Source organism: Mycobacterium sp. 852013-50091_SCH5140682, from assembly GCF_001665685.1.
Lineage (GTDB): Bacteria > Actinomycetota > Actinomycetes > Mycobacteriales > Mycobacteriaceae > Mycobacterium.
On record NZ_LZTB01000006.1, the window covers coordinates 77,179 to 95,042 of the forward strand.

16 protein-coding genes are annotated in these 17,864 nt (G+C 63.8%); 9 read left to right on the forward strand and 7 right to left on the reverse strand.

Going from position 1 to position 17,864, the window contains the following annotated elements:
• Nucleotides 1-93: 93 nt before the first annotated feature.
• Both A5784_RS01470 and A5784_RS01475 read left to right on the forward strand, forming a co-directional pair.
• Nucleotides 94-1,878 (forward strand): thiamine pyrophosphate-binding protein, encoded by a 1,785-nt coding sequence (locus tag A5784_RS01470; RefSeq protein ID WP_064941618.1) that lies wholly within the window; start codon nt 94-96, stop codon nt 1,876-1,878.
• Between the two features lie 96 nt (nt 1,879-1,974).
• Nucleotides 1,975-2,832, forward strand: a complete 858-nt coding sequence (locus A5784_RS01475) for a mycofactocin-coupled SDR family oxidoreductase (protein WP_064941620.1) — start codon at nt 1,975-1,977, stop codon at nt 2,830-2,832.
• 6 nt (nt 2,833-2,838) lie between these two features.
• Here A5784_RS01475 and A5784_RS01480 read toward each other — a convergent pair whose 3' ends face one another.
• From A5784_RS01480 to A5784_RS01500, 5 genes are all read right to left on the reverse strand, one after another.
• Nucleotides 2,839-3,852 carry an aldo/keto reductase gene (locus tag A5784_RS01480; protein WP_064941622.1) on the reverse strand — a complete coding sequence of 338 codons (1,014 nt, stop codon included), beginning with the start codon at nt 3,850-3,852 and terminating at the stop codon, nt 2,839-2,841.
• A 258-nt stretch (nt 3,853-4,110) separates the two neighbouring features.
• Nucleotides 4,111-5,178: an SDR family oxidoreductase gene (locus tag A5784_RS01485; protein WP_232005902.1), complete on the reverse strand. Its 1,068-nt coding sequence runs from the start codon at nt 5,176-5,178 to the stop codon at nt 4,111-4,113.
• A 40-nt stretch (nt 5,179-5,218) separates the two neighbouring features.
• Nucleotides 5,219-5,965, reverse strand: coding sequence for an SDR family NAD(P)-dependent oxidoreductase (locus tag A5784_RS01490; RefSeq protein WP_197514591.1), 747 nt, complete (start codon nt 5,963-5,965; stop codon nt 5,219-5,221).
• Between the two features lie 47 nt (nt 5,966-6,012).
• A complete protein-coding gene (locus A5784_RS01495; protein WP_064941626.1) occupies nt 6,013-6,450 on the reverse strand; it encodes a cupin domain-containing protein in 438 nt (145 codons plus the stop codon).
• A gap of 29 nt (nt 6,451-6,479) precedes the next feature.
• Nucleotides 6,480-7,526 carry a zinc-dependent alcohol dehydrogenase gene (locus A5784_RS01500; RefSeq protein WP_064941628.1) on the reverse strand — a complete coding sequence of 349 codons (1,047 nt, stop codon included), beginning with the start codon at nt 7,524-7,526 and terminating at the stop codon, nt 6,480-6,482.
• A gap of 199 nt (nt 7,527-7,725) precedes the next feature.
• On the opposite strand from A5784_RS01500, the gene A5784_RS01505 reads away from it, so the two are divergent.
• The 3 genes from A5784_RS01505 to A5784_RS01515 are packed head-to-tail and all read left to right on the forward strand — an operon-like array spanning nt 7,726 to nt 11,664.
• Complete coding sequence (locus A5784_RS01505) at nt 7,726-8,934, forward strand: sugar ABC transporter substrate-binding protein (RefSeq protein WP_156750313.1); 1,209 nt, start codon at nt 7,726-7,728, stop codon at nt 8,932-8,934.
• Nucleotides 8,927-10,486: a sugar ABC transporter ATP-binding protein gene (locus A5784_RS01510; protein WP_082944598.1), complete on the forward strand. Its 1,560-nt coding sequence runs from the start codon at nt 8,927-8,929 to the stop codon at nt 10,484-10,486. The genes A5784_RS01505 and A5784_RS01510 overlap by 8 nt, the downstream gene beginning before the upstream one ends.
• The gene (locus tag A5784_RS01515; RefSeq protein ID WP_064941632.1) at nt 10,483-11,664 is read left to right on the forward strand and encodes an ABC transporter permease; all 1,182 of its coding nucleotides are present in this window, start codon (nt 10,483-10,485) and stop codon (nt 11,662-11,664) included. The genes A5784_RS01510 and A5784_RS01515 overlap by 4 nt, the downstream gene beginning before the upstream one ends.
• On the opposite strand, the gene A5784_RS01520 is transcribed toward A5784_RS01515, so the two are convergent.
• The gene (locus A5784_RS01520; protein ID WP_064941635.1) at nt 11,600-12,511 is read right to left on the reverse strand and encodes a LysR family transcriptional regulator; all 912 of its coding nucleotides are present in this window, start codon (nt 12,509-12,511) and stop codon (nt 11,600-11,602) included. The genes A5784_RS01515 and A5784_RS01520 overlap by 65 nt on opposite strands.
• 65 nt (nt 12,512-12,576) lie before the next feature.
• On the opposite strand from A5784_RS01520, the gene A5784_RS01525 reads away from it, so the two are divergent.
• Nucleotides 12,577-13,437, forward strand: coding sequence for an SDR family NAD(P)-dependent oxidoreductase (locus tag A5784_RS01525; protein ID WP_082944599.1), 861 nt, complete (start codon nt 12,577-12,579; stop codon nt 13,435-13,437).
• 34 nt (nt 13,438-13,471) lie between these two features.
• Nucleotides 13,472-14,536 carry a zinc-dependent alcohol dehydrogenase gene (locus tag A5784_RS01530; protein WP_197514592.1) on the forward strand — a complete coding sequence of 355 codons (1,065 nt, stop codon included), beginning with the start codon at nt 13,472-13,474 and terminating at the stop codon, nt 14,534-14,536.
• A gap of 88 nt (nt 14,537-14,624) precedes the next feature.
• Here the strand turns inward: A5784_RS01530 and A5784_RS01535 are convergent, their stop codons facing one another.
• On the reverse strand, nt 14,625-15,341 hold the full coding sequence (locus A5784_RS01535; RefSeq protein ID WP_064941672.1) for an SDR family oxidoreductase: 717 nt from the start codon (nt 15,339-15,341) through the stop codon (nt 14,625-14,627).
• Between the two features lie 70 nt (nt 15,342-15,411).
• On the opposite strand from A5784_RS01535, the gene A5784_RS01540 reads away from it, so the two are divergent.
• Together A5784_RS01540 and A5784_RS01545 are read left to right on the forward strand one after the other, a co-directional pair.
• The gene (locus tag A5784_RS01540; protein ID WP_064941640.1) at nt 15,412-16,287 is read left to right on the forward strand and encodes a LysR family transcriptional regulator; all 876 of its coding nucleotides are present in this window, start codon (nt 15,412-15,414) and stop codon (nt 16,285-16,287) included.
• Between the two features lie 66 nt (nt 16,288-16,353).
• A complete protein-coding gene (locus A5784_RS01545) occupies nt 16,354-17,715 on the forward strand; it encodes a ClC family H(+)/Cl(-) exchange transporter (RefSeq protein ID WP_064941642.1) in 1,362 nt (453 codons plus the stop codon).
• Nucleotides 17,716-17,864 lie beyond the last annotated feature (149 nt).

Consider the following 17,864-nt stretch of genomic DNA (forward strand, 5'->3'; position numbering starts at 1 on the left):
CAAACTGAGTCTAACGACCGGTGTCGACCAGTGGGCACACTGGCGTCAGGCTGTATCCATCCCGATAGTCACCCGACACGAAGGACACTCATCATGCCCAGGCTCAACGGCGGACAGGTCATCGCCCGCATTCTCAAGGAGTACGGCGTCCCCTACGTCGCAGGCATTCCCGGCCACGGCATCTGGGGTCTGATGGATGCGTTCAACGAGGACGAGTCCAAGATCCCGTTCATCCAGACCTACCACGAGCAGAGTGCGGTCCATCTGGCCGACGGGTTCTACCGGGTGTCCGGCAAGCCGATGGCCGCGGTGACCTCGATCGGTGCGGGCGCGTCCAACACGGTGCTCGGGCTGGCCACCGCCTACAGCGATTCCACCAGCGTGCTGGTGATCACCGGCGGCCCGCCGCGCCACATGCGTGGCCGTGGCGTGCTGCAGGAGCTGGAGCGCCAGAAGGACAACGGCTTTCCTCAAGTGGCAGAAGCGGTTTCGAAGCGCAGCTGGGTGGCCAACAGAATCGAGGACCTGCCGTTCATCATGCACCGCGCGTTTTCCACGATGCTGACCGGCCGGCGCGGTCCGGCCCACATCGAAGTGCCGTGGGACCTGCACGCCGAGACCGCCGAGGTGAACTTCCATGATCTGGCCCGCCGGCTTCCGGTCGGGCTGCAATACCCCGATCCCGAGGCGATCGAACGCGCCGTGGCGCTGCTGGCCACCGCGCAGCGGCCGGTGATCGTGGTCGGGGGCGGGGCGATCAGCGCCTACGCCACCGACGAGGTGCGCGCCCTGGCAGAAGGCCTGGACATCCCCGTCGTGACGACGTGGAACGGCAAGAGCGCGTTCCCCGAGGACCACGACCTGTTCGTCGGGAGCGTCGGCCAGACCGGCACCATCCACGGCAACTACCTCGCGGCCAACGCCGACGTGGTGGTGTCCATCGGTTGTCGGTTCACCGACTGGTCCGCGTCGAGTTACGCCAAGGGACAGTCGTTCTCGTTCCCGCCGGCCAAACTCATCCACATCGACATCGACCCGCACGAGATCGGCAAGATCTACCCCGCCGAGGTCGGCATCCTGGCCGACGCCAAGCCCGCGGTGGCCGCGATCGTGGCATCGCTGCCCGCCAAGCCCGACCGCACCGAGTACCTCGCCGAGGTCGCGCAGCGCAAGGCCGACTGGGAGACCGAGCTGGCCGGCCGCCGCGACACCGACCGGTTCCCGTTCACGCTGCAGCGCCCATTGGCGGCGTTGCGCAACGTGATGGACCGCAGCGGCATCGTGCTGGTGGGCTCGGGCAACACCCAGGGTGCGGTCAAGCAGACGTTCCCGGTGTATGAGCCGCGCACCCACCTCACCACGGGCGGGTTCTCGTCGATGGGCTGGCCGGTGCCCGCCGCGTTGGGCGCCAAACTGGCTGCGCCAGAACGTCAGGTCGCGACCATCACCGGTGACGGCGATTTCCTGATGACCGCCCAGGAGATCGGCGTGGCCATCCAGCACGACATCCCGGTGGTGTTCATCGTGCAGGACAACTCGGGGTACATCTCCATCCGCGGCGGCCAGCGCAACGCCACCGACCGGATCATCGGCACCGAGTTCAACCGGCCCGACGGCACGCCGTACAGCCCGAGCTTCAAGGCGCTCGGCGAATCATTCGGCCTTGAGTCGTTCCGGGTCGATTCGGCGGCCGATCTGGAACCGACGTTCAAGCGCGCGTTCGACGCCAAAGCCCCTGTCCTGGTCGAGATCCCCACTGATCGCGACCTGGCCAGCCCGTTCGTGCCCGGCTGGCTGGACTTCCCACCGCTGCCGCACATCACCGACGAACGCGCCGACGAGTACCGCGAGCGGCGCGCCAGCGAGCAGCACCAGTAGCACCCCCCACAGCTCCGCCACCCGTTGCGACCCACAGTCCACGGGCGGCGGAGCTGTTGTGTATCAACCTCATCCATCGAACAAGGAGCACTGCACATGAACCGTCTCGACGGCAAAGTTGCGTTGATCACCGGAGCGGCACGGGGACAGGGCCGCTCGCACGCGTTGCGGTTGGCCGAAGAGGGGGCCGACATCATCGCGCTCGACATCTGCCGCCAGATCGACTCGGTCCCCTACCCGATGGCCGATCTCGACGACCTGGCCACCACGGTCGACCTGATCAAGAGCCGGGGCAGGCGTATTTTCGCCGCCGAGGTGGACGTGAGGGACCTGCCCGGGATGCAGGAGGCGGTGGCCGCCGGGGTGGCCGAACTGGGCCGCCTGGACATCGTGGTAGCCAACGCGGGCACGCTCAACGACACCGCGCCGCTGTGGGAGCTTTCCGAGCAGCAGTTCGCCGACCAGATCGACGTGAACCTGACCGGGGTGTGGAAGACCATCAAGGCGACGGTGCCAACCCTGTTGCGGCAGAACGACGGTGGGGCCGTGATCCTCATCAGCTCGATCTCCGGGCTCACCGTGGAACTCAACGTCGGCCACTACGCGGCGGCCAAACACGGCGTCAACGGACTCATGCGCACCCTCTCAGGTGAGCTCGCTCCGTACGGGATCCGGGTCAATTCGATCAACCCGACGAACGTGAACACCCTGATGATCAACAACCCGCGTTACAACCGCTTGTTCGCAGGCGGTAAGGAGGGCGCGACCCAGGAGGATGCGCTGCCCGCACTCACCGCGATGCACGCGTTGCCCGTACCGTTCCTGGAGCCCGTCGATGTCAGCAACGCTGTGGTGTACCTGGCCTCCGACGACGGCCGCTACGTCACCGGCACCGCACACGTCATCGACGCCGGCGCCCTGAACCCGTTCAAGGCGCCCCACTTCACCGAGTAGGCCCGCTCACGGGGTGGGCGCGTCGTCGCGGATCAGGCCGGCGTCGCGCAGGTCGGCCCAGACCTGCTGCGGCACCGGCGATTCGAACAGCTCCGCGTTGCTGACCTGCTGGCGGCGGTTGCGCGCGCCCAGGCAGATGCTGGTCACCACCGGGTGCGCATACGCGAACTGCACGGCGACCGCAGGCAATGCCACCCCGTGCCTGCGGCAGATCCTTTCGAGCTCAGCGGCTTTCGCCAAGATCTCCGCCGGCGCAGGGCCGTAGTTGAACCGGGCTCCGTCAACGGGACCGGTGGCCAGCACCCCGCTGTTGTAGACGCCGCCCAGCACGATGCCGATACCGCGTTCGGCGCACAGCGGGAACAATGTGTCGAGGGGTTCCTGCTCCAGCAGCGTGTACCGGCCCGCGAGCAGGCAGATGTCGACGTCGGTGGCCTTGACGGCCTCGACCATCACATCGGTCTCGTTGACCCCGAACCCGATCGCTCGCACCACGCCCTGATCGCGCAGTGACTCCAGCGCCGGGAACGCACTCACCACGGCCTGCCGGAACAACTCGGGCTGCGCGGCCCCGTGGGTGTAGTGGTCGCAGTCGTGAATGAACAGCATGTCGAACCGGTCGGTGAGCATCCGCTGCATACTCTGTTCGACCGCACGCATGACCCCGTCGTAGCTGTAGTCGAATTCGGCCACGAACGGCGGGATGTCGAGGTATTGGCCGTTGGTGCTCGGCGCGTCGATCTCCGGGCGCAGTACCCGGCCGACTTTGGTGGACAGCACGGTATCGGCGCGGTCGCGGTCACGAAGCGCGTGCCCGAGCCGGTATTCACTGAGCCCGTTGCCGTATCCGGGTGCGGTGTCGAAATACCGCATGCCCTGGTCCCAGGCCAGGTCCACGAGGTCACGAGCCTCGGCGTCGGTGAACACCCCGTTGAAGTTGCCGATCGGCGCCCCGCCGTAGCCGATCGCGGTGAATTCCAGGCCCGACCGGGCGTGCATGCGGGTATCCGACAGCTTCATGACGACCTCGCCTTCTGGAGGTCCGGCCGGTACCGGACCTTTCCTTCCGACGCTACGGTCGCCGCCTTCCCCAGAGTCGACACAGAGTGCGAAATACTTTGCCCACCAACTGCACAGCGGTGACTATCGGCCGAGTATCGCCGACGCTCTGGGTCGATCTTCACTGCCTCTCGACAGTCGTAGCGGAACTCGGCGGATGGTCCTCCGTCGTCAGTGACGGATGGCGAAGCCGGAGCGGAAGTATTGAACGAGGTGTGTTTACCGTGCGGGCGGAATGATTTTCTTCTCGGCGAGGTCATCGAGGAGTTCGAGTGTGCGATCGATGGTGTCGTGGCATTCGTCGAATCCGGCCTTGCGCACCTTGATGGTCGAGCTGACGTTGTCCGAAGTCGAGCCCATGATGGCGTCGCCGAATCGCCAATCAACCAGGGTGGACCATGGAGTCGGGGTCAGACCGTGCTCGGCGACGATCTGGTCCCAGAGGTCAGCATAAAATGGCATGTGCTCGTTGAGCGTAAAAGGCTGCGGCTCGGCGACCTCGACGTTGAAGTGTGCACCAATAGCCTCGAAAAGGTGCCGCCAGCGCAGCACGTCGCCGTTGGTCAGATTGAATGCTTGTCCGGCCGCTCGATCATCGGTGGGCGCCCAGGCGGTTGCATGAGCGAGAAGCTGCGCATCGGTCATTTGATAGAACACCTGATCGTACGCGTAATGGGGGCCGGGAAACCTCAACGGAATGCCCAGTTTCTTCGTGATGGTGACGTACGCAGCGAGAACCATCAAAAGATTCATAGGGGTACCTTGCGCGTATCCCATCACCGCTTCAGGCCGGAAAATGGTGAATTCGAACCCGCCCGTGGCTGCATATTCACGCAGAATGTCGTCCTGGTCATAATAGAAATTCGGCACAATCAGACGAGGATCATCTTCGCGTGCAGGGGTTTTCGATCCGCCCAAGTGGATGCCGTAGTACTTCATCCCCTGGTACAAGGTGACGTGCTCGAGCGGAGCCCCCACTTCTTTCAATCCGTCGAGGGTATTACGCAACAGTGATGCGTTGGTCTCGATCTGTTCGATCGGGTCGAGTTTTTCGATGTAGGCGGCGAAAACCAAGCGGGTGGTATCCGCGACGGCACCAAACGAGTCACTGACCGACGCGGCATCGAGAATATCGGCGGAGATATGTTGCCAGCCGGTGTGGTCGATTGGAACGCGGCGACTCACGCCCCTGGTGGTGACGCCCGTACTGACGAAGTGGTCGATGACGTTGCGGCCGATGACACCGCCCGATCCCGCGACAAGGGCGATGGGATGGTTGGTTGTCACACATTTCTCCTTTTCGCTGTATGAGATGTTGCCGGGATGGTCACTGCGCCGTGTAACCGCCGTCAACGGCGATGTTGGCGCCGGTGATGAACGACGATGCCGGGGCCAGCGCAAAGCAGATTGCCTCCGCGATTTCCTGGGGGTCGGCGAGCCGCCCGATGGGGTGAGCGGCGACGATTTGATCCTCGGCAGCGTCGGGGTCGCTTTGACCCTGCAGGTAGTCGGTCAGGACGTTCGTCGTGACTGACCCTGGGCTCACCACGTTGCATCGGATGCCGTCGCGTGCGTAGTCGACGGCAATCTGGCGGCTGAGCTGCAGGACCGCACCCTTGCTCGCGCAATAGGCGGGCTGGCCGGCCAGCCCCACCGACGCCGAGATCGAGCCGGTGTTGACGATCGCGCCTTTGGTTCCGGTACTCAGGAACTGGCGCACGGCCGCCCGGCAGCCGAGAAAGACGCCGCGCGCGTTGACGGCCATGGTGGCCTCCCACACTGCGAGGGAGGTGGAGACAAGGTCACGGGTGACGATCATGCCGGCGTTGTTGACGATTCCGTAGAGGGGTCCGAGTTGATCGACCGTCTGCGCAATCATCTGCTCCACGTCGGACTCATTGCTGATGTCCGCTTGAACCGCAACCGATTTCGCGCCTAGTTCAGCGGCCTCGTAAGCGACCCTTTCAGCCGCATCACTACGCAGGTCGGCCACCGCGACCGCTGCGCCGCGGGCCGCGCAGAGCAGCGCGGTGGCGCGGCCAATTCCGTTGCCTCCACCGGTCACAATGACCACCAGCCCATCCAAGGTCAGGCGACTGTCGGAGTGCGCTGTTGTCGCGGTCATGGCAGCGGGAGTGGCTCGTTGGCCGACTCAAGGAACTCGACGGTCGAGAAGACGAGTTCGGCAACGCCGATGTTCTCCAGGTCGTGCAGGAGGTACTCGCCGCGGCCGAAGTGGAAGTAGCGGGTTTCGCCAGCCTCGTAGGAGACTTCCCGAGTGGTGCCGTCGGAGGTGTGCTGGCGGCTGGATCCGGGGTTGATCGCCGTCCAGAAATAGTCAAGGACGTGGCGGTGGGCACTGACGCGCTCGCCCGGCTGCAGTCGGATCTCCCAGACCCGTGCGCGGGGCGTCTCGGCGAGTAACTTGCCCCCGACCTTGCCGTTGAAGGCGTTGTCGGAGAAGTCGCGTTTGATGTCTTCCGACCAGCCTTCGAAGTTCTCCCCCACAAGATTGCCAGCCAGGGGCTGATCAGTGAGTGCCTCGTTTGCTTGTGTCATGTTGTGTCCTTTCTGGTGGGGTTACTCGGTTATGGCGTGTCGTGGGTGAACAGGATCTTGCAGGTTTCAGGGTCGGCGAGAACTTTGTGCATGGCATGTTCGGCATCGGCCCAGGGATAGGTTGCTGTCACGAAGTCGGCGGTGCAGATATAGCCGGCGGCGATCGCGTCGAGGCCGGCTTGCATGGCGTTGCGCGATGCGAAGCCGCCGAGGATCGTCAGTTCCTTAGATACGAGGGCGTCGCTGTCGACCGGAGTGAGGCCACCTCCGAGTCCGGACATGACGATGCGTGATCCGGGAGCGGCAATCGTGATCGCTTGGGATACAGCGGATTTAGACCCTGTCGCTTCGACGATGAGATCGACGCCGAGCTTGTTGGGGAGCGCGGTGCGGATCGCGTCGGCAAGATCCTGGGTCATCGGGTCGACAACAATGTCCGCGCCGACCGCACTCGCCATTTCTCGACGGTACGTGTGTGGTTCGGACACGATAACCACCTCGGCACCAGCGGATTTCGCCATACATATGCTCAGTAGCCCGATCGGTCCTGCGCCCAGCACCAGAACCGCCTCTCCGGGTTGGAGCTGACCGCGGTGCACAACGAAATTCACCGCACAGGCCAGCGGTTCGGCCAGTGCTGCATCATAGGTGGTGACCCCGTCGGGAAGTTTCGTGGCGCGGCGGGCCGGCACACGGACGAAGTCGGCCCAACTACCGTTCTCAAGAATCCCGAGATGAGACCAGTTGGAGCAGAGGTTGAAACGACCTGCTGCGCATTGGTGGCAGCGCTCGCAGGGAAGCATCGGTTCAACTGCGACCGCATCACCGACACGCAACGGGATGGGTACATCATGGTCGCTTGCGCCTACCTCTACGACGCGACCGACGAACTCGTGGCCCATGACCAGTGGCAGGGCGTCCAATTGTGTGAGAGTGCCGTCGTTGAACATGTGGATGTCGGTGCCGCACAGACCCGAGTAATCTGGCGCGACGATCACATCGCCGGCTCGCGGGGTGGGGTCTTTGAGCCGTTCGCGCCGGCCGATCCCCAGATCACTCATCACGAATCCGTACATCGGTTACTCCCATGCCCTATCCGGTGGGTGAGGCGAATCACCACGAATCACCCTAGGCATCAACAGTGCACGTCCTGGCCATGGCCGACAAGAAGATTAGTTCCGAGGAACCCATAGACGGCCGCTATGTATAGGTCCATCTGTATGGGTATCCCGAGTTTTCGATAGTCGACTCTCGGCATGAAACAGAGCACATTCGGTGGGCACCGTGACCGCGCATACGGTCGCACATCGTGTCACCGCGACTCGTTCACGAGGAGTTGAAATGTCTTCCCCGTCAGACTCGGACAATCCCGCATCGAACAGCAATGCCAAGGAGCCCGTTCCGGAGGGAAAACCTATACCTGAGTCGGTGATTGAGGCTCAGGAACTTGTAAAGACCCATTCGACGATGGGCCGTCGCCGTCTCTTGCAGTATCTGGGGGCTGGCACGGTGGCCCTCGCTGTGGGAGGCACCGCGATCTATGAACTGTCCGGTGAAGATCCCAAAAACGTCACCTCTGCGATGTCATCGTCGGGGAAAAACCTCAAGATGCTCGGCACGAACGGCTCGTTGACGGTCTCGTGGTACTCGCAGGGCAAGGACACCATGCAGCACTGGTGCGATGTCTACGGCATCGACCTGACCTGGATCGACGGGCAAGGCGATAGCAACAAGCAGCGCTCGTCGCTGGACTCCGCCGCCGATCGCCATTGGGATCTCGCCGGTATCACGGCCACAACCGCCGGCACCATCGTCGATCCGGTGAACAAGATCGCATCCAAGGGCACCGGGGTGTTCGAGATGACCTCGAATATCGGTGGCCCCGACGACAAGGTCACGGTGCTGACCTCCGTGACGCAAAGTTCCTACGACATGGGCTATCAGGTGTCGAAGAAGCTGTTCGAATCTGTCAACGGGCGTGGCACCGTCATCAATACGCGCGGAATGCCCGGCGGCAGCGACGAATCGGGCCGCTACCAAGGATTTCACGCTGCACTCAAAGAGTTTCCGAACATGCAGTTGCTCACCGAGGACTTCGCCCGCTGGGACCGATCGCGAGCACAGGATCTCTGGCAGAGCTACCTCACCCGATTCCCCGAGATCTCGGTCGGCTTCTGCCAGAACGACGACATGGCCTTCGGCGCCCTCAACGCCATCGAGAACGCAGGCCGCCAAGGCATCAAAATCGGTGGTGTCGACGGAATGCCCGATGCCATCAAGGCTGTCGACGACGGCCGCCTTTATACCACGTTCCGGCATTCGTCATGTCAGATCCATTCCCTGCCTGTGATTCTCGGACTGGCATGGAAACTTGGAGCCGTTGACAAGCTTCCCGAGCATGTAGCCGTCACCGGGCCGCTGGTCTCCAGGGACAACGCGGCATCGGTGAGCTTTCTGCAGCAGCCGGGTGTGCTCTATGCCTGACATCAATCAACAGGGTTTACCGTCACCCCGAACCGAACAGGGCAAGAGCGGCGAGGTGATCCTGCAGCTGCGCGGAGTCAGCAAGCGTTTCGGCCCTACTCAGGCACTGGCAGACGTCGACCTTGAGGTGCGTCGCGGTGAAGTCCATGCCCTCCTCGGCCATAATGGCGCCGGTAAGAGCACCCTGATCAAGACCCTCGCAGGCGTACACACCCCCGACAGCGGTTCGATTACCTTCGAAGGTAAACGCCTGGAGTGCACCGGCCCCGCTGACGCCATCGCCGCGGGTATCGCCGTGGTCTATCAGGAACTGTCACTGTTTGGTCCACTTTCGGTGGCCGAGAACATGGTTGGCAGCTCCGGCGGTGGCCTCGACCTTGCCGGCGGCATCGTACGCCCCCGCTCTATCGTCGAACGCGCCGCCGAACAACTAGCTCAAATGGGGCTCGATATCGACCCGCGCAGGACTGTCGACACATTGCCGGTCGGCGAGCAGCAGATGGTTGAGATCGGTCGGACATTGTCCTCGGGCGCCCGGGTTATCGTCCTGGACGAACCCACCAGCGCCCTGAGCCCGGCTGAAACGCGAGTGCTGTTCAAACTGGTCCGCTCCATGGCGCAGCAGGGAATTTCGTTCATCCTGATCAGCCACTTCCTCGACGAAATCATGAGCCACACCGACCGGGTCACCATCATGCGTGGAGGCCGGTCCGAAGCGACTGTCGATGTCGCGACCACCACCAAACGCGAACTCCTCAGACTGTCGCTCGGCGACCCGGACAAAGTTCTGTCGACCACGTACGGCGACACCGGCACCATGCTGCCCGCACGCTCCACTGCGCCGTTGGTGCTGCGCAGTCGATCAGTGCACATCGCTCCGCGCGTGCGTCATTTCGACTTCGAGATCCACCAGCACGAGATTGTCAGCATCTACGGCGAAATTGGTTGCGGGCATGAGGAGTTCGCTAACTCTGTGTTCGGCATGGCGCGTATCGATAGTGGCGAGTTGGTTGTCTTGGGCCACATCCGCGACAAGCAGAACTCTGAAATGATGCGCGAGGTTGGCGTGGGATACATTCCGGGTGATCGACGTCGAGCCCTCGCGCTCGAACGCAGCATCTCCGACAACGTCACGTTGCCAGCGCTGCGGCACATCAACAGGCTGTCGCTGACCCCGGCCAAAGAACGAACTCTCACAGGCGACATGATTGCGTGGCTCGGCATCCGCGGTGGACGGCCCTCGGCGCCGATCAACAGTCTGTCCGGCGGCAATCAGCAGAAAACCCTGTTCGCCCGATGGCTCATCCATCCTCCCCGACTCTTGGTTCTCAGCGAACCAACGCGAGGTATGGATCTGCGCGCCAAGAGCGACGTATTACGGACCATCGCCGATCTGCGAGATCGAGGTACCTCAATCCTACTCACCACCAGTGAGCCCGAGACCGCACTCGCCGTCTCCGATCGTGTTCTCGTCGCACGACGCGGGACGTTGGTCGCCGAATTCCACACCTGCACCGTCAATTCCCGAGACCTCGTGGAGGCCACCGTATGATTACCCGCCCGCAAACCCGCGCACGCCGACGGTCGCCGGCCGACTGGACCACCAGCAACGCCCTCATCCTCGGCCCCGCGGCCGCCCTGACCCTGCTCATCGTGGTCTTTACGGCATTGGCGCCCAAGGCCTTTCTCTCCGGTGCCAACCTGAGCAACATCGCCTCGCAGGTGTCCGTGCTGGCCGTCATGGCCGCCGGCCTGACGATGGTATTGCTCCTCGGGCAGATCGATCTGTCCGTGGCCAACATATCCTCGTTTGCCGGCGTCGCGTGTGCGACATTCTTCTCCGGCAACGCTTTTGGCCTCTTCCTCTTTGGCAAAGGCCACTTCCCGGAGGGAACAGCCTGGATAGCGATCCTGATACCGATCGCACTGGCCGGCTTCCTCGGCTGGGTAGCCAGCGTGCTCATCAACCGCGCCTCGATTCCCAGCTTCGTCGCCACGCTGGCGATCTACGAGGTTGCGAGCGGATGGGCGCTTTACTGGAGTCAAGGCAACACCCTGTACTCGGTGCCCCCGCTCATCAAGACACTCGGCGGAGGCAAGATCGGGCCAATCCCGACCGTTTGCCTGGTCGCCGCAGTTACGCTGCTCGCTGGTCATGTTCTGCTGCAGCGCAGCAGATTTGGCCGCCACATCTACATGACCGGTGCGAGCAAGAGCGCAGCAGAACTCTCAGGTGTCCCAGTCAGGGCGATCACTCGCAATGTGTTCATCATGGCGGCCTGCTTATCGGCGTTCGCCGGCATTCTCAACATCGGCCGACTTGGATCGGCGCAGGCCGAACTCGGAAACGACCTTTTGTTGCCCGCGATCGCCGCCGTTGTACTCGGCGGTACCTCCCTGTTCGGTGGCGTCGGCGGTATGGGCCACACCGTGCTCGGTCTGCTCATTTACGGTGTTCTCGACAACGGTCTAGACCAGCTCAACGTGGATATCTTCCTCAAGCCCTACATTCGCGGTCTCTTCTTGATCCTCGCTCTCGTGCTCAACAGCTTCACGATGCGCCTGGCTGTGCGCTCGAGCACCCGCAGCGCCGAGCGGTTCGCCGAGACACACGACAGCGGCGCCGACACACACGCGAACCGCTCCCCAGACGATCCGGGCGGCCCTACAGAACAAAGACATCCTGCAGCACATCCGACAATGGCAACAGGCCATGGCGGGGATTCGTGATCTCCTCGACGAAGCTGCGCACAATCGGGGGCATCGGGCCGCGCGCGTAGGCCGATAGTTTGCGGATCAGCGGACGCTCCGCCGACAACACGACCGCATCGATATCGCCCGGCACTACATTCGACGGCAACAACGCTGGCCCCAGGCCGGCAGCGGCCAGCTGCGCCGCCGTCTGCACCTGTGAGGTTCGAACCGCACCGGTGGGCGAGAACCCGAACGCCGAACACACTGCCGTCACCACCTCCGACAGACCGTGGTTAGCGTCGTACAGCACCCACGGTCTGTCGGCAAGTTCGCGCGGATCGACGGTCTGTTGCCCGCCGAGCGGGTCGCCGGCCGGCAAGACGAATACGAACTCCTCGGCTCCGACATCTACGACCTCACCCATCGGAAGCCGCGGCTGCGGGCCAAAGCCAAAATCACCGACCCCGTTGACCAGTCCCTCCTCAAGTCGGTGCGCGTGGGTGTGTTCGTGCAACCGCAACGCCACCTTCGCATGGCTCGACCGCCAACTGCGCGCGACCGACGGCACGATACCCGCGGCTAGCGACGTGACTGTCGAGATCTCCAATTCCCCTATCACTCCGTCTCCCACAGACTGAACGGCCCGCTTGGCACGTGCCACATCGGCGACGATCCGCTTGGCCTCGATCAGGAACGCCCGCCCCGCCGGAGTCAGCCGCAATCCGCGGGGAAGCCGCTCAAACAACGCACTACCGAGTTCCTTCTCTAGCGTGGTGATCTGGTGTGATAGCGACGGCTGCGCTAGATAGAGATTTGCGGCCGCCTGGGTGATCGACCCTGCCTCCACCACCGCAACGAAATACTCGACTTGTCTCAATCGCATACACACCGCCCAGTCGGTATAGAAGAAAAATTATGGCCGTACCCCAAAAGTCGTCATAGACAACTATGGGTGCGGACGGCAAAAGTAGCACTACCGCTGTGGCACACGCCACAGCTTGGCTGATAGGAAGGACCGACCACGTGGAAACCAATCTCAAAGGCAAGACTGCAATCGTCAGCGGTGCGGCATCTGGAATCGGATACGCCACAGTCCAATTGCTGCTCGCTGAAGGCGCCAACGTCGTCGGCGGCGATCTCGATACCAGCTCCCTGACAGATCTCAACGAACGGGTACTGCCCGTACAAGCCGACCTGTCGACCGAGCAAGGCAACGCCGATCTCGTCACGGCCGCGCTCGACCGATTCGAGGCCGTCGACGTTCTGGTCAACAACGTCGGCACGTTTCCCTACCGCGAGGGCTTTCTCTCGACAACGATCGAGGACTGGCGCAAGGCCATCGAAATCAACTTCCTGTCAGCGGTCCGACTCACCCGCTTGGCACTACCCAGCATGATCGAGGCCGGCTCCGGATCAATCGTCACCGTCGCCAGCGAGTGCGGCCGCCAGCCCGACGTCTTTTTCGTTGACTACTCCGTCACCAAGGCCGCGCTGATCAATCTGTCCAAGTCCTGGGCAAATGAGTTTGGCCCCATGGGAATACGTAGCAACATCGTCTCTCCTGGCCCGACCCGCACAGCCCAATGGGACAAGGCGGGCGGGTTTGGCGACAGCCTCGCCGAGGAATACGGCATGGACAAAGAATCAGCGATCAAGCACTTTGCCACTGAAGTCCGCAAACTGCCCGTTGGCCACATCGGGGCACCCGAAGACGTAGCTGCGGCAATCGTATTCCTGGCCTCCGATATCGCCAAGCAGGTGACCGGTGCCGAGTACACCGTCAACGGCGGCAGCTACACCGCCGCCTGACCGGGCAGACACCACGCTGAAAGAGGAATTCGCTTTGACAACAGCGCAGCAAGACCGGCCCGGCACGGTGACCGCAATCCAATTCACCCAGAACCGCGATATCGAAATCGTCGACCGTTCGTACCCCACGATCTCGGCAGATGAGGTCGTCATCCGCTCGCGCATCGTCGGACTGTGCCGATCCGACATCGAGCTACTCCACGGGCACCTCGATGACCAACTGGGCATCACCGGGCCGGTCACCCCCGGCCACGAATGGTCCGGCGAGATCGTCGAAGTCGGCGCCAACGTGACTCACCTCGCGCCCGGAGACCCCGTCGTTGGCGAATGCGTACTCGCGCCGAACACCTGGTTCGGATTCGACTACCCGGGTGCGGGCGCCCAATATTTCAGAGCCCCCGCCCGTTTGATTCACAAGTTGCCTGAGAGCATCAACTTCCACCAGGGCGCACTCATCGAGCCGTTCACCATCGCCTACAAGGGAATCAAAACCGCGGGCGGATGCGATGCCAGTGACGTCGTCGTCGTGATCGGTGCCGGCATGGTTGGTCTCTCGGCCACGGCAATTGCGGCCGCCAACCGTGCAACCACCGTCATCGTCGAACCCAACCCTCACCGGCGAGAACTCGCCCTCGCTCTCGGAGCAACTCACACCATCGACCCAGTCGCCCTTAGCCGTGAGCCTCAGCACGACATCGAACGTCTCACCGGCTCGGCCGGTGGCTCGCTCGTCATCGAGGCATCCGGCTCATCGCCCGGTCTCGCCTCCACCTTCTCGCTCGCACAATTCGGTGGCCGCGTGCTCAATATCGGTATCTGCACCGATCCGCACGTCTGCGCACCCATCGGATTGATCCAAGCCAAAGATCTGACGATCTACGGGACCACCGGGTCAAGCGAAATCTGGCCACAGGCGCTGACCTTCCTTCAGCGCCACGGCATCCAACTCGACACCGTCATATCGAAGGTCTACCCGATAAACGAGGCACACGACGCAATCGCCGCTGCCGACGATCCCGGCAATGTGAAAATACACGTAGACATGCAACCCGCAGGCAGCCAAACCAGCGTCACCCCACCTGAAAACAGCGGACCGTGAAATTGACCGTGCAGGTGGCATGTTCGGCCACCTGACGCCGTGTCCGGCGTTCGCGTGGCGAACGCCCGGCGCTTGTCTCGGAACGCCCTCAGGACAGCGTGCTGCCACCGTCGACGGTGAGCACCACGCCGGTACCGAACTCCTGCTCCATGAGGTACACGTAGGCCCGCGCGGTGTCCCCGGCCTCGCCGATGCGACCGACGGGTAGTTGACTGGCGAACTGGTCGTAGATGGCCTGTCGGTCCGTCTCACTCAGCGTGTCCCACAGCGGTGTCCGAATCGGCCCCGGCGCAACGGTATTCACCCGCAGCGGGGCCAGCTCGAGGGCAAGCGCCCGCGTCATCGCATTCATCGCACCGCACACCGCGGTCGGGAGAACGCCCAGCCCGGGACGCTCGGCGGCGGTCCCGCTGGTGAGCGTGATCGACCCTCCCGGCGTGATCTGCGGCGCGAAAACCTTGATCGCGGTGAGGGCTCCGACAAAGCGGACGAGCAGGAAACTGTTGATCGACTCCGGCGTCAGAGCGCTCAGCGGGGCCAGTGCCAGTGCATCGCCCGCGGTGTACACCAGATGCTCGATCGCGCCGACCTCGTCGACCATCCGGCCCAGAGCGGTGGTGTCGGTGAGATCGACGGTCATGCCGCGGGCGGTGTCGGGCAGGGTGGCCAGTGCGCGATCGACACTCGCCTGTTGTCGGGACGCCACGATGGGGATGCCACCGCGCTCGGCGACAGCGGAGGCGACACCCAGTCCGATTCCGGAGGTGCCGCCGATGATGAGGACGCGTGCGTTCTTGAGGCTCATGACTCCACCGTCCACGCGAGCAGCGCCCGCGTCCAAGACCCTTTTGGTCGAGTGTCGATACCCTGGAGGTATGACGCTGCCGGACCTCGACATCCGCAAGTTGCGGTACTTCGTCGCGGTCGCCGAGGATCTCAACTTCGGCCGCGCCGCGCGGCGGCTGCATATCGCCCAGCCCGTGTTGTCGCGCCAAATCCGGTCATTCGAAACGGAACTCGGCGTGCAGCTGTTCGTCCGGGATTCGCGTGGCACCCAACTTACCGCGGCCGGTAACCAACTGCTGATCGATGCGAAGCATCTGCTGGACGAGATCTCCGCGGTGCAGTTGCGATTGCGTGCCGCGATGCCCACCACGACGATCACGGTCGGGGTGTCGCCGGGCCTACGGGCTACCGCCGCCGCGGCGGCCTTCGAAGCTGCGGGCCCACACCGGCAGGCAGTGGTGCGTCAGGTGGGCCTGCTCGAACAGGTCGACGTGGTGCGCAGTGGCGCGTTCGACGTGGTTTACGCGCGCGAACCGTTCGATCACGAGGGGCTGGGAACTGCTCCCCTGCTGTCCGAGCCACTCGACGCGGTGCTGCCCGCCGGCGATCCCCTGGCTACCAAGCCTTCTGTGCGGCTCGCAGAACTGCGCACGCACAAGCTGCTCTTCGACCCCCAGGTACTACCCGAGTGGAAATCGTTGGCCCCGCCCGAACAGCACTGGGCGCCACCGCGCAGCGCCATCCGCAGCGTGGAGGACAAACTCGAACATGTCGCCGCGCGTGAAGGTTTCGTGGTGCTCCCACGATCAGCCACCGCCTACTACCGACGCCCCGACGTCCGGGTGGTGCCGATCGAGGACATCGCCCCAAGCCAAGTGAGCCTGATCTGGAATGCCGCGGTGGACAATCCGGTTCGCGACGAGTTCGTTGCGGCGGCCCTGGCGTGCCGCGACGACACGATCTGAACCACGACCTACCTCAGCTTTGAGACCGGTCGGCTGGTTGACTGTCACCGCGACACGGATACAGGGGTGGGCAACTTGGACGGACAGGCAGGCCGCTGGTTACGCAGCACGCTGACCGGCTGGCAGAAGCCCACCTTCCGCCCCGTCGACAACAGTGGCGAAGGCGCAGAAGGCTTGGTGGGCTTCGTACTGGCCGCGGCGATGGTCGGCGCACTGACCGGCCTGGCCGCCGCGAGCTTCCGACTGCTTCTGGATCAGGCAGCGAAGTGGCGTGAATCGCTGTCCGGCTGGGCCCACGGCACCTGGTGGGGCCTCATCGTCGTAGTACTGATCTGCGCGGCCTGCACGGCGGTCGCGGCGGCGTTGGTGGCACGTGTCGAGCCGAACGCCGAAGGCAGCGGCATCCCGCGCGTCGAGGCGGTCGTCGAAGGCCGAGCCGAGCCCGGCCGCTTCCGGATTCTGCCGATCAAGTACGTCGGTGGCCTGCTGTCGCTCGGCTCCGGCCTGGCGCTCGGCCGTGAAGGGCCGTCGGTGCAGATGGGTGGTTCGATAGCGGTGACCGTCGCATCGGTGACCCGCCGGTCCCGTGCCGACCTGCAGATCCTCGCCGCCGGCGGCGCCGCGGCCGGCCTCGCGACCGCCTTCAATGCGCCCATCGCAGGTGGGGTGTTCGTGTTGGAGGAGCTCGTCAAGCGCTTCGACCCCCGGACCACCCTCGCCACCCTGGTGGCTTCGGCGTCGGGGTTCATGGTGGCTTTCCCCCTCGTCCATTCCGGCACCGAGTTCCACATGCCGCAGCTGGCCGCGCCCCGCCTCGCCGACGCAGGCTGGGTCGTGGCCGTCGGTATCGTCACCGGCGTTCTCGCCGTGCTGTACAACAAGGCCCTCATGTTCGGTCTGCACAAGGCCGACACCAGCCGCTGGCCCGTCGAAGCGCGCGCCGCCGCCATCGGTGGCGGAGTCGGCATCCTTCTGTGGTGTGCGCCGGACCTCGTCGGCGGCGGCGACAACCTGACTCAGCAAGCACTCCTGGGCCACGGGACAACGTGGGCCGTCATCGGGGTACTGGCATTGCGGTTCGTCCTCGGTGTCGCGTCTTACGCGGCGGGGACGCCGGGCGGTCTGTTCGCGCCGATGCTCGTGCTCGGCGCCGACGCCGGGCTGATCGTCGCACTCGTGGCCGCCCACCTCATGCCGCATGCGGCGCCCAATCCGGCGGCACTCGCTCTCATCGGGATGGCAGCGTTTTTCACCGCCAGCGTGCACGCACCGGTAACCGGTCTGATCCTCGCCACCGAACTCACCGGCACCACCAATCAATTGCCACCGATGCTCGGTGCGTGTGCCACCGCGCTGCTGGTCGCCATGGTTCTCCGGTCGCGACCCATCTACGGTCTGCTCGCCGACCGTGCTGCTACCCGCAGCTGAGTCAACTTGTCGGGGTTGTGAGTATCATCGCACATATGTTCGATACCGCGGGGTTGGCGCAGGTCAGTGAGGGTGCTGACGAGGCTGCGTTGCATCGGCGGATCGAGGAATTGGAGCGGGTGAAGTCGGCGGCGGCCGCCGGTCAGGCC